This is a genomic window from Polaribacter sp. YIW18, assembly GCF_057219325.1.
Genome location: NZ_JBXVVE010000005.1, coordinates 79,858 through 105,952, shown reverse-complemented (window position 1 = coordinate 105,952; position 26,095 = coordinate 79,858). Strand labels below are relative to the sequence as shown.

Annotated in this window: 14 protein-coding genes; all 14 read left to right on the top strand. The window is 32.2% G+C overall.

Annotated features, from left to right (window positions below; all coding sequences use genetic code 11):
- Positions 1-24 precede the first annotated feature (24 nt).
- Positions 25-3,018, top strand: coding sequence for a SusC/RagA family TonB-linked outer membrane protein (locus AC2D6T_RS06930; RefSeq protein WP_484680970.1), 2,994 nt, complete (start codon positions 25-27; stop codon positions 3,016-3,018).
- Between the two features lie 26 nt (positions 3,019-3,044).
- A complete protein-coding gene (locus AC2D6T_RS06925) occupies positions 3,045-4,766 on the top strand; it encodes a RagB/SusD family nutrient uptake outer membrane protein (RefSeq protein WP_484680969.1) in 1,722 nt (573 codons plus the stop codon).
- Between the two features lie 42 nt (positions 4,767-4,808).
- Entirely contained in the window at positions 4,809-5,858 is a 1,050-nt protein-coding gene (locus AC2D6T_RS06920) for a DUF5627 domain-containing protein (RefSeq protein ID WP_484680968.1), read from the top strand.
- Positions 5,859-6,520: 662 nt separating this feature from the next.
- Entirely contained in the window at positions 6,521-7,528 is a 1,008-nt protein-coding gene (locus AC2D6T_RS06915; protein ID WP_484680967.1) for an IS30 family transposase, read from the top strand.
- Between the two features lie 164 nt (positions 7,529-7,692).
- Entirely contained in the window at positions 7,693-9,084 is a 1,392-nt protein-coding gene (locus AC2D6T_RS06910; protein WP_484680966.1) for a 3-keto-disaccharide hydrolase, read from the top strand.
- Positions 9,084-10,427: a Gfo/Idh/MocA family protein gene (locus tag AC2D6T_RS06905; RefSeq protein ID WP_484680965.1), complete on the top strand. Its 1,344-nt coding sequence runs from the start codon at positions 9,084-9,086 to the stop codon at positions 10,425-10,427. Before AC2D6T_RS06910 ends, AC2D6T_RS06905 begins: the two co-directional genes overlap by 1 nt.
- A 3-nt stretch (positions 10,428-10,430) precedes the next feature.
- Positions 10,431-11,624, top strand: a complete 1,194-nt coding sequence (locus tag AC2D6T_RS06900) for a Gfo/Idh/MocA family protein (RefSeq protein ID WP_484680964.1) — start codon at positions 10,431-10,433, stop codon at positions 11,622-11,624.
- A gap of 4 nt (positions 11,625-11,628) precedes the next feature.
- Positions 11,629-13,044, top strand: a complete 1,416-nt coding sequence (locus tag AC2D6T_RS06895; RefSeq protein ID WP_484680963.1) for a sialate O-acetylesterase — start codon at positions 11,629-11,631, stop codon at positions 13,042-13,044.
- Between the two features lie 116 nt (positions 13,045-13,160).
- Positions 13,161-16,688, top strand: a complete 3,528-nt coding sequence (locus AC2D6T_RS06890) for a family 78 glycoside hydrolase catalytic domain (RefSeq protein ID WP_484680962.1) — start codon at positions 13,161-13,163, stop codon at positions 16,686-16,688.
- Between the two features lie 123 nt (positions 16,689-16,811).
- Entirely contained in the window at positions 16,812-18,917 is a 2,106-nt protein-coding gene (locus AC2D6T_RS06885) for a BNR-4 repeat-containing protein (RefSeq protein ID WP_484680961.1), read from the top strand.
- 26 nt (positions 18,918-18,943) lie between these two features.
- Positions 18,944-20,800, top strand: a complete 1,857-nt coding sequence (locus tag AC2D6T_RS06880) for a DUF5060 domain-containing protein (RefSeq protein WP_484680960.1) — start codon at positions 18,944-18,946, stop codon at positions 20,798-20,800.
- 171 nt (positions 20,801-20,971) lie between these two features.
- A complete protein-coding gene (locus AC2D6T_RS06875) occupies positions 20,972-21,625 on the top strand; it encodes a hypothetical protein (RefSeq protein WP_484680959.1) in 654 nt (217 codons plus the stop codon).
- A 5-nt stretch (positions 21,626-21,630) separates the two neighbouring features.
- The gene (locus tag AC2D6T_RS06870; protein WP_484680958.1) at positions 21,631-24,582 is read left to right on the top strand and encodes a glycoside hydrolase family 2 protein; all 2,952 of its coding nucleotides are present in this window, start codon (positions 21,631-21,633) and stop codon (positions 24,580-24,582) included.
- 147 nt (positions 24,583-24,729) lie between these two features.
- Positions 24,730-26,088, top strand: coding sequence for a family 43 glycosylhydrolase (locus tag AC2D6T_RS06865; protein WP_484680957.1), 1,359 nt, complete (start codon positions 24,730-24,732; stop codon positions 26,086-26,088).
- The last annotated feature ends 7 nt before the right edge of the window (positions 26,089-26,095 follow it).

Sequence of the window (26,095 nt, the reverse complement as noted above, 5' to 3'; positions counted from 1 at the left end):
TTGTACACCCTCGTATGCTTAGCCATGTTCTGCTTTTGTGGTATGGTAACGGCACAGTCTGCAGGGACAGAGGTGTCAGCAACCGTGGTCGATCAACAAGGGAACCCCTTAAGTGAGGTTAATATTTACGGCGCTGGAGGTTCTCGGACATCTACCAATGCCAATGGTGTATTTAACATTACCTTGAAAAAGGACCAAGCAGTAGTGATAGAAAAAATGGGCTACGAGTCGCAACTTCTTAGCTTGTCTACTATCACTCGTAACATTACCCTTGTAAAGTCTGATTTTCTAGCGTCAGAAGATGACGAAATAAATATGGGAGTTGCAACAAGAACCAGACGTGAATTAGTTGGCTCTGTATCGTCAGTAAATACTAGAGACCGTTTAACTTATGATAATACCCAGTTTGTAAGAGATTATATTGCTGGCCTAACGGTAGGGGTAAGAGGCTCATCCAATATTAGAGGAATAGGAAATGCATTGTTTGTAATTGATGGTGTTTTTGGACGTGATCCAAACATTCTAAACATGGAAGAGGTAGATCAAATAACCGTTCTTAAAGATGCAAATGCCGTAGCATTATACGGTAGCCAAGGTAGAGATGGTGTGATTGTGATAAACACAAAACGTGGTAAAATAAATAAAAAAGAAGTAAACTTGAATGTGCGTTCTGGATTCAGAACACCTTTGGCTTTGCCAAATTACTTAGATGCTGCCACTTTTATGGAGCTTCGTAATGAAGCTTTTGCAAACGATGGTTTAGATCCAACCGTAGTAGGTTTTTCGCAAGAACAAATTCAAAACACAAGAAGTGGTTTAAATCCTACCGAGTTTCCAGATGTTGATTTACTTGAGTTTGTAGAACCATTTGTAATTTCGCGAAATGTTATTGCTGAGTTCTCTGGCGGTAATGAAAAATCTCAATATTATGTGAATGCAGGATGGTTTTACAATGAAAATTGGCTTAATATTAATGAGGATATAAACGCAGGAGACAATCGTTTTAATGTAAGAGGTAATATTGATTTTAAGGTAAACGACTGGATTACAAGTAGCATTGATGGGATTGCTATCATTAGCAGTTCAAAAAGTGCTAGAGCAAATCTATTAAATGCAGCCACTACATTTTTACCTTTTGAATATGCGCCTTTACTTCCAGTAAGTGCTCTTGATCTTGAAAACAATCCAGATCTTGCAGCCTTATTAGCTGGAGCTACCGTTTTTGATGGTAATTTACTGGGTACTGTACAACAAGTTGGTATTGATACACCCATAGGTTTATCTATAGCTGGTGGTAATCAAAATAGAGTGTCTCGTATAACGCAGTTTAATAACGCCATTAATTTCGATTTGTCTAGAATAACTGAAGGTTTGTCGGCAAAAACCTATTTAAGTTTCGATTTTTTCGATACGTATACAACATCTACACGAAATCAGTTTAGAGCTTATGCGCCTACATGGACAGATGGCAGAATAACGGATTTACAAGATTTTGGTGAAGATAGAAGAGATTTGTCAGAAAATATTGCTTCTAATGGATTTGTGTCGCGAGTAGGGATGTATGCATTAGTTAATTATAAAAAAACTTTTGCTACTAATCATTCGATAAATACAACGTTTTTGGGGTACTATAATTCACAACAAAGAGACGGAGTAGTTCAAGCAGATAGAGATTCTCATTTAGGGTTTCAAATGACCTACGATTTCAAGAAAAAATTATTTGTTGATTTTTCTGGAGCTTATGCGCACTCTATCAAATTACCGGAAGGCAACAGAGGTGGTTTGTCGCCAACTTTAGGACTAGGGTATATTTTGAGCGAAGAGTCATTTTTAAAAGATAGTAATTTTATAAATTACTTAAAATTAAAAGCCTCAGGAGGAATTATTAAATCCGATATCGGGATTGATGGTTATTATTTATATGATGAAAACTATTCTAACGGCACAAATTTTGCTTGGGCAGATGGTGTATTCTCTAACAGAAGACAAAATATTTCACAAGGTGCTAACCCTAATTTAGGATTTGAAGAACGTATAGATTTAAATCTAGGATTTGAAAGTTATTTAATGAACTCACTTTGGTTAGAAGCTAATTATTTTAGAACCGAACTTGATAAGCAACTAGTGTTTTTAGCCGATCAATATCCGTCATATTATAACACGTTTAGACCGTTAGATAATTTTAATGTCAATTTATATACTGGTTTTGAATTAGGGTTGAATTTTAATAAAACCTTCAATGATTTTTCAATTGGTATTGGTGCAAACGTGTTATATAGCCAAACAGAAGCATCAAAACGATCTGAAACTAACGAGTTTGCTTACCAAAACAGACAAGGGCTAGAGTTGTCTAGTATTTTTGGATTTGAAGATTTAGGTTTCTATTCAGAATCTGATTTTACGACAGATACAGATGGTAATCTTGTTTTAAACGGTAATCTACCAATACCAAGTTTTGGTGCAGTACAACCTGGAGATTTAAGATATGCAGATCAAAATGGTGACAACATTATAGATCAAAATGATCAAGTGGCTATAGGTCAGAATGCAAGTCCATGGACTTATGGCCTTAACCTTAATTTAAAATATAAAAGATTTAATTTATTTATATTAGGTACTGGTCAAACAGGAGGAAATGGTAACAAGTTAACTGGTTTTAGCAATTACTACAGCCCGAACGGAACGGATAAATACTCTGAGGTGGTATTAGGACGTTGGACACCACAAACCGCCAATACAGCAACCTTTCCAAGATTATCTTCTGGGGACAATCAAAATAACTTTAGAACATCATCGTTTTGGTTGTATGATAATAGCTTTTTCAGAATTAACCGTGCACAGTTAACTTATGAGTTTACTGATACTTTATGTGATAAAATAGGAATTGAAGATTTTAGCTTGAATTTCCAAGGAACCAACCTTTTTGAAGTAGGTGAAAATAAAGATATCCGTCAGTTAAATATTGGTGGTAATCCTCAAGCTAGATCTTATACTCTTGGTGTAAGAGTGTCATTTTAATTAAAATAAAAATATAGATATATAAAATGAAAAATTTAATAAAATATATAGTAGTTATGTCAGTTTTTACGAGCATAATTAGCTGTGAAACCTTCGAGCCTAATGATGAAAACAGATTGGATTTTGACTTTGTAAATACCAATCCAGCATCTGCAGAAGGTATATTACTGAATGGCTATTCCCGTACAGTAGATCAGTTTACATTTATTGAAGCTGCAACAGATGATGCTGTAAATAACCAATTAGATAACGGTTTTAAGCGAATGGCTCTTGGTGAGCTAAATGCCCAGTTTAACCCAGCTTCACGTTGGAATAATTATGAAAGTGTGTTATGGGTAAATAAATTTTTAGAGATTATCGAAGCAGGTGAGATTGTATGGTCTCCAAACGAAGAGATAAACGAAATGTTTTATCTCCGTATGGAAGGTGAGGCATTGGCATTGAGAGGATTACATCATTATTACGCTTTACAAGCACATGCGGGCGTAGGTACTTCTGGAGAATTATTAGGCGTACCCTACATAACAGAGTTTATAGAAGCTGATGGTAATTTTAACATCCCTCGTTTATCGTTCGAAGCTACCGTAGAAGCTATTATGGCAGATTTTGATGCAGCACTTGCTTTATTACCAACAGATTATGGATTAAGTCAGGGGGATGTAGACTCATGGTATGCAGGTTTTGAGTTTAATAATTACGATGTAGTTAATGGTGCTCTTTATAATCTAAGAATTTCTGGTAGAATAGTAAAAGCATTAAAAGCACGTTTGGCACTTTTTGCAGCTAGCCCATCATTTTTAAATGACCAAGGCTATTACAATAGGGCTGCAACAGATGCAAGCGAGGTACTAAATACTATAGGAGGTGTTTCGGGTCTATCTGCCAGTGGTGTTGATTATTATACAACTTACAACCTATCGACTACTGATGAAATGATTTGGAGAGGTTCTATTCCTGATGGATTAAGTTCTGGTATTGAGAGCCGAATGTTTCCACCTTCTGTAAATGGTAGAGGCGAAATTAATCCAACACAAAATTTTGTGGATGCATTCCCAATGCAAAGCGGATTCCCCGCAACAACAGCTAATGGTTACGATCCGCAAAATCCTTATGCTAATAGAGACCCTCGATTAGATAAGTTTGTTGTACTAAACGGTACTTCTTTTGGAGGTGGAACTATAAACACTGGTGTTGGTGGCGGAATTGATAGATTAGATTCTATTCCTGAGTTTTCTACCAAAACAGGTTATTATCTAAAAAAACTACTACATCCTCAGGTAAGATTGAATGATGATGGCTCTTCAGTGGGTCAAAGACGCTACGATGTTTATTTTAGATATACAGAATTATTTCTAATATTTGCTGAAGCAGCCAATGAAGTTGGTGGTCCAGATCAACAGATTAATGGTTTAACACCTCGTAGTGTTATTGCAGCCATTAGAGCTAGAGCTGGTATTACACAGCCTGACAATTATTTGGCTTCTATTTCAACGAGAGAAGCGATGCGCGAACTTATTAGAAATGAAAGACGTTTAGAATTGAGTTTTGAAGGCCACAGATTTTGGGATTTAAGAAGATGGGGGGTATCTTTAAACGAAACAGTAGGAGGGCTTTTCTTTGATGGTACAAATTATATCGAATTGCCTTCTGTAGAAAATAGAAATTATCCATCATTTGCTACATATATGCCTATTCCCAATGATGAAACTTTAAGGTTTCCTGAACTTGAACAAAATTCAGGTTGGTAGGACTAGCTAGTATAGTAATAAAAGAATTTAAAAATATTTAACATGAAAATAAAATTAGTTATAGTTTTTGTAATGCTTTTAAGCATTATGGCTTGTGAAAATCAAGATAATATTGTTGAGGATTTTGGCTCATCATCAGTCTTTTTTCCTTTTCAAACACCTGCTAGAACCTTAGTCTTAGGAGACTATCCTTTAGGTTTTAATGATAATGACAACAATGGCCGTTTTGAAATAGGCGTTGTGATGTCTGGAGTTTTTGAAAATCAGAGAGATCGAAGCGTGTTTTTTGAATTGGCTCCAGAATTAATTGATGCCAATACTTTAGGTGTAGATTCAGTGAATGTACAAATTTTACCTTCATCGTATTATACCATAGAGCAACAAAGTCCTGTTACAATTCCTGCAGGTTCTGTAAGTGGTCGTATACCAATTCAATTAGAAGATGCATTTTTTAATGACACGCTGTCTTTTGCGCCAAAAGGCACAACACATTATGTGATTCCATTACGAATTACAGATTTTGAGGAACTAGATTCACTTTTAACAGGTGTGCCAATCGTTGATAATCCGATTAAGATAAATCCAGATCATTGGAATCCTGCACCTAAAGATTATACGCTTTTTGGTATAAAATTTATGAATAAATACCAAGGTAAATATTTACGACGTGGTGAAGATGTCATGACAAATGGTACGGGAGAGGTTTCAACCTCAACATATAGGGCAGAATTTGTTGAACAAGATGAGGTGATTGATTTATTAACGAGTGGAAGATTTGATGTAAGTTATACAAATCGTGTACGAAGAGGAGAGCTTTCTAGCCCTGGTGATGTAAATATTGAATTAGCATTTAATAGTGATGAGACATGCACAATCTCTAGTTTTGCAGACGATTTGTATAACGTTTCTGGTTCAGGACGATTTGTTGAAAACGGTGATGAATGGGGTGGAGAACCACGTGATGTTATATATTTAGATTATTCATATACAGATGCGGTTAATAATGAAACGCATGCGGTTAAAGATACTTTAGTCATAAGAAATAGAGATGTTATATTCGAACAGTTTACTGTTGAATTAATAACTGATTAATATCCTTTAAAATACTTTAAATTTAAATTAGAATAACATTAAGTTTTTTTAGTAAGTGTTTGAATTAGTCAAAAACCTCTTTTGGATTTTTTTTCAATGGAGGTTTTTTTTTATGTTTCTTCTAAATTTCATTTTTAAGACACTTTTTAGATTATTAAAATTTTACTATCTAAATGGATAATTTTTCTTTTAATTAAGATAGAACAGATGTTTTTTAAATCTTATTGACAAAGAGTTAATATAGGGGTAATTTGGTCACCTGTTAGTTTATATGGCGAGAAATGTCAGATATCGCTTTATTATCTATAATGAAGCTGCAAGGTTTACGTTTAGAATTAATCATATAGGTGCGCCATGAACAGCCACAGCAACAAACTAGATTTTTAAATGAAGTTGCAAGAAGGCAAAATTATGTTTTTAATAAAGTTCTTGATCATTCCATAAATGAGATGGTATGATTTTAACTCTAGAGTTAATAAACTAATTTAACTTTAGATTAAGTAATTTTCAAATATTTGAATTAGATAAAAACAATTCATCATATTTAACATAATTCTTAGTTTCTTTATATTCTAAGTTCAAGTAATAAGTGCAACAGATAAATTTAAACACTTGAAGTTTTACCTCCAAGTGTTTTGGTTAAAGACCTAAATTTGTCTTGGATGAAAAAATATAATCAATTAACCTTAGCACAAAGGTATCAAATAGAAGCGTTGTTACAAGCAGGAATAACACAAATAGCAATAGCAACTCAATTAGGTGTTCATAAAAGCACTATTAGTAGAGAATTAAAACGAGGTACTGCTTTAAGAGGTAGAACATCTGGGAAATATATAGCCACCAATGCTGAACGCAAAACAAGAAATAGGCATAAAGATAAGTTCAAAAGAATATTATTAACAGCTGAATTAAAATCTTCTATAAGTGCAAAAATGATAGTAGACAAATGGAGTCCAGAACTTATCTCCAAGAAATGGAATCAAGAAAATATTCCAACAGTCTCACACGAAACTATCTATAAATGGATATGGCAAGCCAAACATACAAACACTAAAGAAAACAAGCCTTATAAGGAGCTTTATAAAGAATTAAAACACGGAAAAAGAAGACAAAAAAGGGGAAATATAAAGGACACAAGAGGAGCCATAAAAGATCGCGTACACATCTCAGAACGTCCAGCAGTTATTGAAAAAAGACAACGAATTGGAGATTTAGAAGCAGATTTAATGATGGGTAAAGATCATAAGTCAGCACTATTAGTACTTACTGATAGAACAACTTTAATTACTATGATAGATAAATTAACAGGAAAAACAGCTAATGAAGTGACTTCTGCAATTAAAAAAAGGTTAAGTAGGTTTAGTTCTAGTTACATTAAATCCATCACTTTTGATAATGGAAAAGAATTTGCTGGACATAAAGAAATTGCAAAAGAATTTAACGTAAAAACATACTTTACAACACCTTACACTTCTCAAGAAAAGATAACTGTAGAAAATAGAATTGGAGTAATCAGAAGATTTTTACCAAAGAAAACAGACTTAAGTAAAATCTCTAATCAAAGAATTAAACAAGTAGAATTATCAATTAATAACAGACCTATTAGAAAATTCAATTATCTTAGTCCTATTGAAACTCTAAATAATAAGTTTGTTGCACTCATGAGTTGAACTCAGCTTTAATTAAATTTATTTCAGGATAGAACAGGATAGGTATTCTAGCGTTAAAATTTATTTTAATTTTTTTAATTTAGATTAAAAATTTCTTTTGGAAGTAGCTTTATAGAGAATCTTTTCGTTAAAATTAAATATCTAATAAACAAACCATATATAATATGAAATCATTTAAATACACTTTTTTATTAATAGCCACATTTACAGCATATAGTTTTATTTCGTGTAAAGCGCAAAAAGAAGAAGTTCCATGGATAAACCTCATAAATAGTAGTTCTCTAGATGGCTGGAATATAAAAGGAGGAGAGGCTACCTACAAAAATGAAAATGGCACGATTATAGGTACAACAGCACCCAATACACCAAACACATTTTTGTGTACAAATAAGAATTATACAGATTTTATTTTAGAACTAGATTTTAAAGTAGATCCTGTAATGAATTCAGGTATTCAAATCCGTAGTAATTCGCTTCCTTATTATAGAGACGGAATGGTACATGGTTACCAGGTAGAAATAGACCCATCTAAACGTGCTTGGAGTGGTGGAATCTATGATGAAAAAAGAAGATTATGGTTAAATCCGTTAAAAGAGAATACTGTAGCTCAAAAGGCTTTTAAACAAAACGAATGGAATCATTATAGAATAGAGGCCATTGGAGATACTATTAAAACTTGGATTAATGGAGTTCCTGCAGCATATTTAATAGATGACAAAACTTCTAAAGGTTTTATTGGATTACAAGTACACGGAATTGGCAAACACAAAGATAAATTAGGAAAACAAACGATGTGGAAAAATATAAAAATTTTAACCACAGACTTCGAGAAATATTCTAAAAAGTCTCCCTTAAAACCAATCATCACTAAAAATAAGCTAACTTATCAAGAAAAAAGATCAGGTTGGAAAATGCTTTGGGATGGAAAAACAACTAACGGTTGGAGAGGAGCAAAACTAGATAAGTTCCCAGAAAAAGGATGGTCTATTGAAAATGGAGAATTAATAGTTGCAGATACTGGAGGAGCTGAATCAACTGCAGGTGGAGATATTGTAACCACAAAAGAGTATACCAATTTTGAACTGTCAGTAGATTTTAAATTAACTGCTGGCGCAAATAGTGGAATTAAATATTATGTAGATACAGAGCTTAATAAAGGCCCAGGATCTTCTATAGGTTTAGAATATCAAATTTTAGACGACGCACTTCATCCAGATGCCAAACTTGGTTCTCATGAAGGAAGTAGAACCGTTTGTTCTTTGTATGATTTAATTGAAGCAGACCCAATAAAACCTATAAAACCAATAGGTGAATGGAATACAGCTTATATTAAATCTGTAAACAATCACGTAGAGCACTGGTTAAATGATGTTAAAGTTTTAGAATATGAACGTGGCAGTGATGAATTCTTAAAACTAGTTGCTGAAAGTAAATACGCAAAATGGCCAAATTTTGGAGTGTTAGAAAAAGGTCAAATTTTATTACAAGATCATGGAGATAAGGTGTCTTTTAGAAACATAAAAATTAAAGTTCCTAAAACTAAAAAGCAAAAATAATGAATACATCTAGAAGAAATTTTATAAAAAAAACAGCTACTGCAGCTGCAGGAATTGGTTTAGTAGGTTCAGCAAATGCAATGTCTGCAAAAAGTTATAACAATATAATCGGCTCAAATGATAGAATAAATTTAGCCATACAAGGTTTAGGGCGTCGTTATGGTGGTTTTATAGATGGCATTGCAGCCAAAGAAAATAACGTTCGCTTAAAATATTTGTGCGATGTAATGCCAAGTCAATTAGATAAAGCTCAAATAAAAGTTGGAAAAAAGATAGATTATAAAGTTAAATCTGAAGAAGATATTAGAAAAATTATTGATAATAAAAAAATAGATGCCATTTTTATGGCAACTCCAGATCATTGGCATACACCAGGAGCAATCATGGCAATGCAAGCAGGCAAACATGTATATCTAGAAAAACCCTGTAGCCATAATCCACATGAAAATGAATTGGTGGTTGCTGCCCAAAAAAAATACAATAAAATTGTACAAATGGGGAATCAGCAAAGATCATCCCTAGAAAGTCAAGAGATTATTGCAGATATCCATAAAGGTGTTATTGGTGAAGTTTACAAGGCTGTTGCCTTTTATACAAATGGAAGAGGAAAAGTTCCTATGCCTGTTAAGGCTACACCACCAGAAGGATTAAATTGGGATTTATTTCAAGGACCATCTCCTAGAAAAGACTATACCCATGATACTTGGAACTATAATTGGCATTGGTATGGATGGGATTTTGGAACCGCAGAAATGGGTAACAACGCAACACACGAATTAGATATTGCACGTTGGGCGTTAGATGTAAAATATCCAGAATATGTAGATGTAATTGCAGGCAAAAGACAATTTAAAGATGATGGTTGGGAAATGTACGATCAAATGGAAGCAACATTTAAATTTAGTAATAATAGAATTATTCAGTGGGATGGAGATAGTAGAAACGCCTATAAAAAATATGGTAGAGGAAGAGGAACTATTATTTATGGATCTAAAGGGTTAGTTTTTGTAGATAGAGGTGGTTACGAATTGTATAACCTAAAAGGAAAACTAATTAGAGAAAAAAAATCTGGTGGTTCTGAAGGTGGACTTGCTTTAGGAGGTGGTGGAGATTTAACTACTAGACACGTTACTAATTTCTTTGATGCGATTAGAGGTAAAGAAAAATTAACTTCATCTATAGAAGTAGGTGCAGTTTCTCAAATGTTAACCCATTATGCAAATATTTCTTATAGAATTAACAAAGGTTTTAATGTTGATGAGAATTCTGGTAAAATATTTGATAGAGATGCAATGAAACTCTGGTCTAGAAATTATGAACCAGGTTGGGAACCTAAAATTTAAAATTTGAAAAGACGTAACTTTATAAAAAAAGCAGGATTTGCTTCAGCTGGTATTTTAAGCGCTAATGCTCTCTTTAGCAGTGTATCAAAACTTAACTTTAGTCCTAATAATACCATTAATATTGGAGTTATAGGATCTGGACAAAGAGGTGCTGGTTTAACTTCTTTGATTAACAAAATAGAAGGTATTAATGTTATTGCTGCATCAGATGTAATTCCATTTCGATTAGAAAATGGAATTAAAAAAGCGAATACCAAAGCAAAAGGATATAATAACTACAAAGCCCTTTTAGATAATAAAGATGTTGATGCAGTAATTGTAGCTACTCCTTTTAACACACATTCTCAAATTGCAATTGACGCTTTGGATGCTGGTAAACATGTATATTGCGAAAAAACATTGGCTAAAGGATATGAAGGTATTCAGCAATTAATAAATAAAACAAAGGTATCTGATACAATTTTCCAAACTGGTCATCAATACCATAGTTCTAGATTATATACACACGTTGTAGATTTAATTCACCAGGGAAAAGTAGGCAATATTATCGCTTTTGAATGTCAATGGAACAGACATGGAAACTGGCGAAGAAAAGTGCCAAATCCAAGTCTTGAAAAAGCAATTAACTGGAGAATGTATAGAGAGTTTTCTGGTGGTTTAACTGCAGAATTGTGTTCTCATCAAATAGATTTTGTAAACTGGGTATTAGGTGAAACACCAGAACAAGTTATGGGTGTTGGAGGTATTGATTACTGGAAAGATGGAAGAGAAACGTATGATAATGTGCACCTTACCTATTCTTATGCTAGTGGAGTAAAAGCAAAATTTTCTTGTTTAACGAGCAATGCAAAAGATGGTTATCAAATAAAAGTTTTAGGTGATAAAGGCACTTTAATTATTGACCCTAAAGATGCTTGGTTTTATCCTGAAGGAAAGAAAAATAAAGTTATGGGCGAAGTTGATGGGGTTAGTGGAGCCACTGCTCAATGGGATAAAGCAAAAGGTTATAATATTAACATAGAACATTTAGATCCAAGTAATCAAGCTTTATTAGATTTTAAAAAAGCAATTATAAATAACAAAGAACCTTTGTCTAATATTACATCAGGAGCTAAAACTGCAGTTTGTGTTCAAATGGCATTAGATGCGATGTATAATAATAAAATAGTAAAGTGGAATAAGAATATAATATACTAATTTTATGAAATGGCTAAACAAATATCTTTTTAGTTTTTTTTTAGTAACAATTTCGCTACAAGCTCAAACAAAATTACCTGCTTTCTTTGCAGATAATATGGTGTTACAGCAAAAAGATAAAGTCGCTATTTGGGGTAATGATGTTCCTAATACAGCAATTAAAATTTCTACAAGTTGGGGAAGTAAGGCTAAAGCTATAACTGATAAAAACGGTATTTGGAAAACAACAATTAAAACTAATAAAGCTTCATTTACTCCAGAAAAGATTACAATAAAAGGAACTTCGTCAATTATATTAAATAATATTTTAATTGGCGAGGTTTGGTTTTGTTCAGGGCAATCTAATATGGAAATGCCTTTAAATGGTTTACGAAAATCTAAAGTTTTAAATGCTCAGAAATATATCAATATTGCTAATAATAAAAATATTAGATTATTTAATGTGCCAAGAACCGCAAGTGTTTTACCTAGTGATGATGTAAACGCTAAATGGCAAGAATCTACTGAGAAATCTGCAAGAAAATTTAGTGCCATTGGCTATATTTTTGGAGTAGAATTATATCAGAAATTAAATGTGCCAATTGGTATTATTGAGTCTTCTTGGGGAGGTACAAGAATAGAAAGTTGGATTCCAAAAAAAGTTTTATTAAAATACAAAAACATTACGTTTTTTAATAAGTTACCCAGAGAGGAAAATAAGCAGAAAAAACCTGCTTTTTTATACAATGGAATGATACATCCTTTTCAAAACTTTACAGTAAAAGGATTTCTTTGGTATCAAGGCGAGTCTAATAGAACTCAGCCAAAACCATACAAAAGTTATATGAAAGACTTAATTGGTTCTTGGAGAACACAATGGAAAGATAACAATCTTCCATTCTATTTTGTACAAATAGCACCTTTCGATTATACAAAATACAAAAAAGGTACTGCAATTAAACCCAACTTAATTAGAGAAGCCCAACTCCAAATTGCTCAAGAAATTAAAAATACAGGTGTTGTTATTACTACAGATGCTGGAGATTGTAACGATATTCATCCCGCAAAAAAGGAAATTGTTGCAAAACGACTTGCAAATTGGGCATTAGCAAACCAATATAAGAAGAATTTAATTTTTAAAAGTGCTGCGTTTAAATCGTTAAAGTTTAAAGAAGGTAAAGCGATTGTAAATTTTAAATTCTCAAAAAAAGACTATTTTTTGAGTTCAGAAAATATAAAAGGTTTTGAAATAGCAGGAGAAGACAAAATCTTTTATCCTGCAAAAGCAATCATCAACAAAAACCTAAAAAGTATTACTTTACATCATGAAAACGTTAAAAATCCTGTTGCAATTAGATATGGTTTTAAAGCTTGTTTCGAAAGTAATCTTAAAACACAATCAGGTTTACCAATTTCTGTATTTAGAACAGATCATTGGTAATATTTTTTTCAGGATAGGACAGGATACAATTCAGTAACTTAAGATTTATTTTTATGAACTTATAAAGCTTTGTAAAAACGAAGCTTAAAACAAATAATACTTTAACAATTTAAGATATGTTTAAAAACAGTTTTTTACTAGCATTACTTTGTGCTTTTAATGGTTTGCTCTCAGTTAATGCCCAACAAAAAACAGATTCAGATAAGCCAAATATCATCTTTATTTTAACAGATGATCAGCGTTTTGATGCTATAGGTTATGCAGGGAATAAGTTTGTGCAAACTCCAGAAATGGATAAATTGGCAGAATTAGGTACTTATTTTAACTCTGCTATTGTAACCACACCAATTTGTGCAGCAAGTAGAACAAGTATTTTAACAGGTTTGTATGAAAGAGCACATAATTTTAACTTTCAAACAGGGAATGTTAGAGACGAATATATGGATGAATCTTATCCAAGATTGTTGAAAGATAACGGATATTATACGGGTTTCTATGGTAAATATGGAACAAGATATAATCATTTAGACAAACAATTTGATGAGTACGAATCTTATGATAGAAATAATCGTTTTAAAGATAGAAGAGGATATTATTATAAAACTTTAGGTAAAGATACTGTACATTTAACAAGATATACAGGTCAAAAAGCATTAGACTTTTTAGATAAAAATGCTAATGGAGATAAACCTTTTTGTTTGTCTTTAAGTTTTAGCGCTCCTCACGCACATGATGGTGCTCCAAAACAATATTTCTGGCAAGAACCTTTAGATGCTATGTTAGAAGGTACTACAATTCCTGATCCAGAATTAGCAGACGATAAGTATTTCTTGGCACAACCAAAAATTGTAAGAGACGGTTTTAATAGATTGCGTTGGACTTGGAGATATGATACTCCAGAGAAATATCAACACAGTTTAAAAGGTTATTATAGAATGATTTCTGGAATCGATTTAGAAATCAAAAAAATACGCACCAAACTAAAAGAAACAGGTCAAGATAAAAACACAGTAATCATTTTAATGGGTGATAATGGTTACTTTTTAGGAGAGCGTCAGTTTGCAGGAAAATGGTTAATGTATGATAACTCTATAAGAGTACCTTTAATTGTTTTTGACCCTAGAGAAAACAATCATCAAGATATTGATGATATGGTATTAAATATTGATGTAACTAAAACTATTGCAGATTTAGCGGGTGTAAAAGCACCAGAATCTTGGCAAGGTAAAAGTTTAATGCCAATTGTTAGAAAAGAGAAAAAATCTATTGAAAGAGATACTATTTTAATCGAACATATTTGGGATTTTGACAACATTCCTCCAAGTGAAGGTGTTCGTACAAAAAAATGGAAATATTTTAGATATGTAAATGATAAAACAATTGAAGAACTTTACAATTTAGAAAAAGATCCACAAGAAATTAAAAACTTGGTTGGTAAAAGAAAATATAGAAAAGTTTTAGCAAATTTAAGAGCTAAAACAGATGAATTAATCAAAAAGAATGGAAATCACTTTAGAGCAGCTCCAACAGATTTAACAGTTGAGTTAATAAGAGCACCAGAAACTGAGGTAGAAATTTTCGATTTAAAACCAGAATTTGGTTGGACAGTTCCACTAGGTGCAAAATACCAAGGAGCTTATCAAATTTTAGTGGCTTCTAGCAAAGAAATTATCGACGCCAATAATGGCGATATTTGGGATAGCAAAAGAGTAGCTTCATCAAAATCTACAGATGTAGAATTTGAAGGAAATGCGCTAGAAATTGGTAAAACCTATTTTTGGAAAGTTAGAATTTGGGACGAAGCCAACAGATTAGTAGATTATTCTGAAGTTCAAAAATTTACAACCGGTAAAAGTGATAGTTATATCATATCCACAGAAAATAAATACATTACTACAAAAGTAAAACCTAAAAAGTTTGAAAAAAGGGGTGATTTTTATTTTATAGACTTTGGTAAAGCTGCTTTTGCAACCATGAATTTTAATTATGTAGCAAAATCACCACACACAATAACTGTTAGAGTGGGTGAAATGTTAAATGATAAAGGTAATGTAAACAGAGTTGTACCAAAAAGAAGTAACATTCGTTACCAAGAATTAAAGGTTGATGTAAAACCTGGTAAGACTCAATATCAGATAAAAGTACAATCAGATGAAAGAAATACAAGAGCCAACAAAGCAGTTCCTTTGCCAGATGGTTTTCCTACTTTAGTTCCTTTTAGATATGCAGAAATAGAAGGATTTGAAGGAGAATTAAAAGCAGAAGATTTTACACAATTGGCTTTTCATACCTATTGGGATGAACAGGCAAGTAGTTTTAAGAGTAATAATGATGTTTTAAATCAAGTTTGGGATTTATCAAAATACTCTATAAAAGCAACTACATTTAATGGATTGTATGTAGATGGAGACAGAGAACGTATTCCCTATGAAGCAGATGCGTACTTAAATCAATTAAGTCATTATACAACAGACAGAGAATATGCAATGGCAAGAAGAACCATTGAGTATTTTATGAAAAATCCAACGTGGCCAACAGAATGGCAACAACACGTTCCTTTATTAATCTATGCAGATTATATGTATACAGGAAATACAGAGTTGATAGAACGTTATTATGAGCCTTTAAAGCACAAATCTTTATTCGAATTATCTAATGAAGATGGATTAATTACATCAACTAAAGTTGATGCAGAATTTATGAGAAAGTTAGGTTTTCCTGATGGATATAGAAAACCATTAACTGATATTGTAGACTGGCCTTCTAAGAACTTTGCAGGTAGCAAAACAAAAGGAGAACGTGATGGATTTGTATTTAAACCTTACAGTACTGTAATTAACTCTTTCTTTTACGAGAATATGAAAATTATGGCAGAGTTTGCTAAATTATTAGGAAAAACTGAAGAAGCTTTAGATTTTGAATACAGAGCAGCAAAAGCTAAAAAAGCAGTAAACGAACAAATGTTTAATAAGGAAAAAGGTATTTATGTAGACGGAATTGGAACAGACCATGCATCTTTACATGCAAACATGATGCCTTTAGCATTTGGTTTGGTTCCAGAAGAACATTACCAATCTGTAGTAGATTTTGTAAAATCTAGAGGAATGGCTTGTAGTGTTTACGGAGCACAATTTTTAATGGACGGTTTATACAATGCAGGTGAGGCAGATTATGCATTAAAATTGTTAGCAAGTAAAGCTAAAAGAAGCTGGTATAATATGATTCGTGTAGGTTCTACAATCTCTTTAGAAGCTTGGGATTACGAGTATAAGATAAACTTAGACTGGAATCACGCTTGGGGTGCAGCTCCTGCAAATGTAATTCCTAGAGGTTTATGGGGTATTAAACCTAAAACACCAGGTTTTGGTATTGCTACTATTAAACCTCAAATGAGCAATTTAAAAAATAGCGAGATAGAAGTACCAACTGTAAGAGGAACTATCAAAGCAAAATATACCTATAATGGAAGAAGATTACAAACGTATGAAATTGATATTCCAGGAAATATGGTTGCAGAATTCTCTTTAAATGGTTCAGAAGGAAAAGAGTTTATCCATAATGGAAAAAGTGTTCCATCTGCATTTAAAATTGTAAGATTAACACCAGGTAAACATACCATTCAATTAAAAATTAATTCTTTTTAAATTTTATGAGTACTGTAATTTTTTAAAATATAATAGAAATAAATAAAAGGCAGCTAGAAACTGCCTTTTATTGGTCAATAAACACATCTAAAAGCGAATTCAATAAACCATAATTCCACCCATATGAAAAAAATAATATTATATCTGCTAATGATTGGTTCTTTGAATACAATTACAGCACAAAAGAAATTATCAGCCACGTTAAAAAGTGCTACTAGAGTTTCAGAAGAAGGTGAAGGAGGTTTATTTTTTGCTGGAGAGAGAGATGTAAATTATAGGTTCGGAAAAAGAATTACACCTCATGGAGATTGTGTAGATGTTATCAACGGATATGCATTTGTTACTTGGTATAAAGGAGGTATGGACAAACGAAACTTAATGTTGTCCAGAAAAAATTTAACTATAGAGAACTCACCTTGGGTAACCATTCAGTTTCCTCATCAACATGTAGGTCAAAGTGGAGAACTTTTTAAAGGAACAGGAATTAGAGGAGATTCTCACAATACAGCTGCAATAGGTATTAGTACTATAGACAACACCATACATATCATTTACGACATGCATGCATACTCTAAAAGTGCCTTACCAACTGTATTTTTCAACTACTCTGTGTCTAAGAAAGACATGGCTTTTGTGCCTGATAACGAGTTTACTTTAGAAATTTTTAATGCAAAAAGAACATATCTTAAAAATGGGCAGAATTATGAACGTTTAACATATCCCATGATTCATAGGGCTGATGATGGTAGTTTAATTGCAAGATACAGAAAAGGCGGTTCTGGTAATGGAGATATTTTACTAGCACATTACAATGGTACTTCTTGGTCTAATAATTGGATATATCATGAAGGTACTTTAGCACTACCTAATAGAAATAATATGTATGGAGGCGAACGTTTTTTAAACGGTAAATTTTATGCTGGATTCTCTATAAGATATTCTACAAATAACAATACAAGTACAAGTAATGGGTATATGTTAAATAGTGGATTATATTACGCTTATACAAATGGTATCCCTAAAAATCAAGCTACCCAATGGTTTAATGTAAACGATAACCCAATAGCATTACCCATAAAAAATAATATAAACCCAAACTCAGATCCAGTACAAATTGCGCAACCTGGAGATGATTTCGGAACAGCTACATTCCCTAGATCATCATCAGATCCAGCTTGGACGGTTACTGAAAACGGAGCCATTCATTTTGTACAAAGAGTAGATAATAGAAATGTACATTATTACAAAAAAGCTACTGAAGCTAACTTTTCTAAAAATGTAGGTGGTTTAATTCCTAATCCAGATACAAGAGGAGAAATATATAGCTACAAAAACCATGTGTTTATGGTAGAATTGATCAATGGAAAAATAAATATTAAAACTACTTTAGAAGGCGAGAATAATTGGCAAGTAATCTATACAGGTCAAGAAAACATAAGTTTTAATCATTTTGATGCCTTTGTGAATAATGATAAATTATATGTGTATTTGATGGAAGATACAGGAAATAATACTGTTGGTGTAGGTGATAAGCGCCCATTATATTTTCAAGAATTTAATTTATCTGAAATAGAAGATGCAAGTGCAAGTTTAATAAAAGTTATAGAAGCAGAAGATTTTACCACAGCTTCCAATGATATTATTGTTGGCACAAACAGTGCAGCTTCAGGAGGAAAATACATAGATTCATTTACAAGTAATCAATTTTTAGAATATAAATTTGATATTACTGATGCAGGTAATTACGATGTTGTGTTGCATGTTGCTGTTAGAAATAGAGACGATTCTGTTATGGACGTTGAAATTAATGATCAGTTATTTAACAACTTCTTAGTGGTAAAAACGGGTGATTGGAATATTTATGGTGAAAATAGAATCGAAAATATCAACCTAAATCAAGGAGAAAATACTATAAAATTAACTCAAAAACGATCTCTTTCTAGTGAGCCAGATAAAATTGAAATTTTCTTAAAATCAGCTTTAAGTACAAGTAGTTTTAGTAAAAATAATATTCGTATTTATCCAAATCCAAGTAATGGTGTTTTTACATTAAATACGTCTATTAAAAATATAGAATATCAATTGATAAATGTACAAGGCAGAACTTTACAACAAGGCATTATTAATAAAAACCAACTTGACTTTTCTAGGTACGCAAAAGGTATCTACTTACTGCGCCTAAAATCAAGTAATAATAGTACTTTTATAAAACGCATCATTTTAAAATAAAAACAAATAAATAAAATAAAAACACTATGAATAAAAATGTAAAGCACTTATTTTTTATATTATTCATGGTGATTTTTTATGCCTGTACTCCACAAAAAGAGGTAAAAATTGATGGAGAACTTAAAAAATGGCACAGAATCGTTTTAAATTTTGAAGGCCCAGAAACGAGTGAAATGGATGAGAATAATCCATTTTTAAACTATCGTTTAGAGGTTACCTTTACAAACGGTTCAGAAAAGTTTGTAATTCCTGGTTTTTTTGCAGCAGATGGTAATGCAGCTGAAACAAGTAGTACAAAAGGAAATATTTGGCAAGTACGTTTTACACCTAATAAAACTGGTAAATGGGCGTATACTACATCCTTTAAAAAAGGAAAACATATTGCTGTTGCAGATAACATAAATGATGCTGAAAGTGCTGGTTTTATGGATAATCAAACAGGAACATTTACAATAAGTAATTCTGATAAAGTAGGGAAAGACAATAGAGCTAAAGGAAAACTAGAATATGTTGGAGAATCCTATTTAAAATTTGCAGAAACTCAAAAATATTTTATAAAATTAGGAGTAGATGCACCCGAAAATTTATTGGCGTATTCAGACATAGATCTATCAACCAATGCATTAGGATTTCAAAAAAGGTGGCAACCACATGCCAAAGATTTTAAAGATAGTGCAGCACCTTACTTATGGCAAAATAAAAAAGGTAAAAATTTATTAGGAGCCATTAACTATTTGGCTGAAGAAGGACTAAATGTGTTTTCTTTTTTAACCTTTAATGTGGATGGTGATGATAGAAATGTGTTTCCTCACTTATTAAAAGTATCTATTCCAGAATATGAAAAATATGCAAGTAAAAAGAAAAATAAAGAAGCTTGGGAAACTATGTTTCATAAAACCAGGTTCGATATTTCTAAACTAGCACAATGGGAGTGTATTTTTGAATACGCAGAAACCAAAGGAATGTTTTTGCACTTTAAAACGCATGAAACAGAAACCGATCATTTAATGGATAAAGGTGTTTTTGGTGTGGAAGGAAAACTGTATTACAGAGAATTAATTGCGAGATTTGGGCATCATTTATCAATGAACTGGAATTTAGGTGAAGAAAACAATCAACCCATTCCAGAAGTACTCAAAGCAGCCAATTACGTTGCTAATTTAGATGCTTATAAAAGTCATCTAGTAATTCATACTTTTCCGAATAAAGATGATAGATATGCAGATTTAATCGGAAATCAATCACCTTTAACAGGAGCATCTTTACAGTTAAGTCACCCTGAATTTATAGATGTAAACCCTAGGGTGTTAAAATGGCGTAAAAAATCAAATGCAACTGGAAAAAAATGGGCAATTGCTGTTGATGAACCTGGAAAAGCAAAAATAGCCTTATTACCAGATGATGAAGCTCCAGAACACAATTTTGCAAGAGGGAGAGCCATGTATGGAACTTTATTTGCAGGTGGTTTTGGGGTGGAATGGTATTTTGGCTATGCAAGTCCAAATTCCGATTTAACCTGTCAAGATTTTAGAAGTCGAGATTTATTCTGGAAGCAAAACAAATATGCACTACAGTTTTTTGAGAAAATTCCTTTTTGGGAAATGGAACCCAAAAACGACTTGATAATTTCTAAAGATGTTGCCTATTGTTTGGCTAAAGAAAACAACGTATATGCAATCTATGTTGAAGCCAATGCCAATAACATAAAACTGAATCTTGCAAATACGAGTAATACCTTTTCAGTAAAATGGTACAATCCAAGAACTGGAGGAACACTACAAAATGGCTCTGTAACTTCTATTAAAGGAAATGGAGAAGTATACTTGGGGAATCCACCATCAGATGTTGAAAAAGATTGGTTAGTTTTAGTAAAAAAGAGGTAATTTTAAATCCATAAAAATCTCAACTAAGTTCAGTACCTTCTTATGTTGGAATGGTTTTTTTAACAAGTTATATGTTAAACGAAAATACCAAACACTACAGGATATTCTAATAATTTTAAGTAGTTACTTTTGCTTGTAAGAGTATTACGTTTTTAATTAAAAAATAGAATTTTGAAATATTATTATAGACTAGTCATATTATTTTTATTGACAGTTATTAGCTGTAAATCCAATAAGTTTCCAAAAAGTCAAGTAAATGTTGATAATTACATTTTTCTAGAAGCAGAAAAAACCGAGTCAACCCTACAAAAATGGCAACTTGTAAAAAAAGGGGATGCTAATTATGTAAAAGGAGCTTCTAATAGCAGTTATCTAGAATTTATGGGAAATAAACCTATTACAGGTAAACCTAACTCACCTTTACAATATCAATTTACAGCTCCAAAAGATGGAGATTTTCAATTAATGCTAATGTCTAGCAAAAGACTAGAAGGAGTAAAAAGCGATTGGTGCAATGATGCTTTTGTTAGACTTTCAGGAGATTTTGAGTCTGCAAGTCAATTAAAAACGGAAGATTTAAAAAAAGACATTAAAATTTTGCAAGATGGTAATGATGAAACACAAGAATTAGAATGGCATTGGGCATCAACAGCAGAAAAAGATAGACATGTGTATAACCAGTTTGTCTACAGACTAAAAAAAGGAGAGCAATATACATTAACCATCTCAGGTAGATCAAAACGATTTAGTATAGATTATATTATTCTTTATAACGTAGATAAATTCAATGCTAAAAAAGCAAAAGAACTTTTTAAAATTCAATAATAAAAATGATTAAAAAATCAACAATTGTACTTGCATTTATATGTTTTGTGTTGCAACTAAATGCGCAACAAAGCAGAACAAAATACAATTTTAATCCAGATTGGAAATTTACCAAAGCAAACCCAACTAACGCTCAATTGGTAAATTATGATGATTCAAATTGGTCTACTATAAGTACGCCACATACGTTTAACGATACAGATACGTTTGACGATTTAAGTATTGGAAAACATATTGGAGAAAAAAATCAGTTTAGAGGAACAGTTTGGTATCGAAAACATTTTAAACTGCCAAAGTCAGATGCAGGTAAAAAGATTTATATCGAATTTGAGTCGGTTCGTCAAATTGCAGATGTGTATATCAATGGTACATATTTAGGAACCAATAAAACTGGTTTTATTCCTTTTGGATATGATATTTCTAAACATTTAAAGTTCGATGGTCAAGAAAATATTATCGCAGTAAAAGTAAACAACGATAGAGGAGAACATTTTAGAGAAAACTTCCCTCTAGTTTGGCATCATGAGCATTGGCACCCAAACCATGGTGGAATTTATAGAAATGTTTTTTTACATGTTATGAATCCTGTTCATATTACTTTGCCTTTGTACGACAATTTAAAAACTGTTGGAACCTATGTTCATGCAGAAAACATATCAAAAAAGAAAGCAGACGTTCATATTTCTGCAGAGACTGTTAACGAATCAACAGAAGAGAAAAAAATTACTTTTGAAGCCAAAATAATTGATGCTAATGGTAAAGAAGTAAGTTGCGAAAGAAAAACAGCCGTTTTAAAAGCAGGAGAAAAAGCTACCTTTTCTACAAAAAATAAAGTAAAAAAACCAAACTTATGGTACACACGTAAACCATACATGTACAAAGTAGTTACTACTTTAAAAGAAGGTAAAAAAGAGTTAGATAGGTACACAACACCTTTAGGAATAAGAACTTTTAAGTTTGATAAAGATACTGGCTTCCATAACAATGGAGAGTATGCAAAATTACATGGTTGGGGGCAAAAACCTACTGCAGGTTGGGCAGGTTTAGGAGCAGCACAACCAGATTGGTTAAAAGAATTTACGTATCGTTTAATGGACGAAGCTGGTGGTAATTTTATACGATGGGGGCATTGTGCAGGTTCTCCAGCAGAAATTGCTATGGGAGACAAATATGGTTTTGTAACCTTAATGCCAGGGGTTAGCGGAGAATCTCAAGATGAAGGAGAAACTTGGGATATTAGAATTGCTGCTTTTAGAGATATGATTGTGTATTATCGTAATCATCCATCTATTTTTATTTGGGAAGGTGGTAACTGGGCAGAAACTGAGGCACATTATAAAGAAATTTTAGACATCATAAAAACCTATGATCCTCATGGAAAACGTTTAATGGGGAACAGAAGAGCAGATGTAAAAGAAGATTCAGAACCTTATATCTCAATTGAAATTGGTACAGAAGGTTGGCAAAGAGAATACGCTCACTTGCCGCTAATAGAAAGTGAATATTTAAGGGATGAAGGCGCAAGACGTGTTTGGGATAAATTTACACCAGATGATAATTTTTGGACACATCCAAACATTTCAAGAAACGTTTATAAAATCGGTTCAGAGGTATTTGCAGTACGTCAAGTAGAAGATTGGTGGGATAAGATGGGTAAAAAATCATACCATAGTGGAGGTGCCAATTGGGTTTTTACGGATGGTACGCATGGAGGTAGAAATCCTACAGAAGTTACCAGAGCAAGTGGCGAGGTAGATGCTGTAAGATTAAAAAAAGAAGCTTTTTACGCTACAAAAGCAATGTGGAGACCAGAAGCTCAAATTCACGTAATTGGACATTGGAATTACGAAAAAGGAACTAAAAAAACCATGTATGTAGTTTCTAATTGTACAAAAGTAAAACTATATATTAATAACAAATTAATTGGAACAGATGAAAAAGCAGACAATGGGTATTTATATAAATTCCCTAATGTTGTATTCCAAGAAGGAGAAATTAAAGTTGAAGGGTATTTAAATGACAAATTGTTGGTAACTCAAACTAAAAAAACCGTTGGAGAGCCAGTTGCCATAAAATTAACGTCAACTGTTGGTCCAAAAGGTTGGTTGGCTAATGGTTCAGATATTGCTTTAGTTGATTTTGAAATTGTAGATAAAGAGGGTAGCAGACATCCTTTAGGAAGAAATAAAGTAGATTTTACCATTTCTGGTCCTGGAATTTGGAGAGGTGGTTACAATAGTGGAAAAACAAACACCACAAACAATTTGTTTTTAGACGCAGAAGCTGGTATCAATCGTGTGGCAATTCGTTCTATGTTACAAGCAGGTGATGTAACCATTACAGCAACAACAGATGATGGTTTAAAATCGGATACAATTACCATAACCTCACAGCCTGTAGCTATAGAAAACGGAATGTCTACATTACTTCCTCAAGTGTATAACATAGCTTCAAATATAGAAGAACCCTTACCAATTCATACACCAAAAACAGCACCTTACAATTCTGCTAGAGTAAATAAAAGCGACCTGTTTACCAAGTTTAGTTATACAGGAAATGGAAAAGCTACATTAAGAAAAAATGTACATTGGGGAAAGAAAACTTATACAGATATGGAGCATAATTATACCGTAATTCCTAGATATTTGGTTGGTTCAGAATATATAAGAGTTCCAAATTCTGATGGAAAATATTGGGCAAGAGACCAGTTGCAATTTATTGCAGGTAAAGATATGATTATTTACGTTGGTCATGATGACAGAGTAAAAAGACCTGTATTTTTAACTAAAGATTATATAGATACAGGAGATGATGTTAATCTAGGAGGTGTTAAAATGTCGCTCTTTAAAAGAGTAGCTAAAAAAGGAGAAAGTATTATTATGGCAGGAAATAGCGATGGAGATGTGCCAGAAGAAAGTAGAATGTATTTTGTTATTGGAAAAACATTGAAAAAATAGAGATATAGTAAAGTTTTTTGAAAAAGAAAAAGTAAAGGTTTCTTGTAGTATAAATACCATTATAGTACAGGATACCTTTTTTCATTTTAAAATTTAATTTTATTAATTCAATTTATACAATATAAAATATCTTTAGATAGCCTGTTTATGAGTAATGAAATACATTTTAAAGTGTTGATTTTTATGTCATTATTCTGTTTTTTGAATTCTTTTGCTCAAAACCCAATTGTGCCAAATAAAGGATTAAATGATCCTCATATTCATATTTTTAACGATACTGCTTATGTGTATGCTTCTCATGATAAATCTATTAAGAACAAAAAGTTTATTATGGAAGATTGGTGGGTTTGGTCTTCACCAGATTTAGTAAATTGGATAAAAAGAAGCGTTTTAAATCCAAAAAACACATATATAGGTAAAGATTTTACCAGATGTTGGGCAACAGATGTTGCGTATAGAAATGGTAAATATTACTGGTATTTTTCTGAAGGAAATCAGCAAACAGGTGTTGTTGTGGGTAATTCTCCTGTAGGTCCTTGGAAAGATCCTTTAGGAAAACCACTATTAACTTCAGAATTAACACCAACAGATGAGTATGATATGGCTATTTTTGAAGAGAATGGTGAACATTATATTATTTTCGGAGTTTGGGAGTATTACATTGCAAAACTGAATTATGACATGATTAGTTTAGCAGAAAAACCAAGAAAAATTATCATAAATAACCCAAGAGGGCCTTACAATCAAGATGGTAAAAATTTTGAAAAACCAACAGACGATAAGCCTTTTATGCATAAATACAATGGTAAATATTATCTATCTTGGGGATGTTTTTACGCCATGTCCGATAATTTATATGGTCCTTATGATTACAAAGATTCGGTTATAAAACAAGAAAGTTTTGCAGAAGGGTATGATGCACCAACTTGGCCAAATGGTTTCTTACAAGGTAGACACGGGTCCTTTTTTGAATGGAACAACCAATGGTATTATACGTATTGTGATATTAGTCAAACAGGAAATCGTTATTTTAGAGATACCTTTATAAGTTATGTCCACTATAAAGAAAATGGAGAAATGGCTATGATAAGAGTTGATGGTGTTGGAGTAGCAAATTATAATGCAAACAAAAAAATTGAAGCAGAAGATTATTTTAAAGCAGAAGGAATAGAGAAAAAAGAAACAGATAGTGGCTTTGTAATTCAAACCAATGCAAACAAAAGTTATCTGAATTTTACCAATGTTAAAGGTTTAGCCAAGAAATCTGAACTAACATTAAAAGTTTCAGGTAATAAAGGGGCTAAGTTTACAGTAAAAGTTTTAAGAAATGCATTAAAAGGAGAATTAATAGGTTTTAAAACCATCACAATAAAAGAAAAAACTGATGATTTTTCGGATATAACAATCAGTTTAAAAAAACTTAATTCAAAAGAAAATATTTATTTAACTATAGAACAATTAACCAACAATCAATTACAAATTGATTCATTTTCATTTTCAAAATAAACACTAA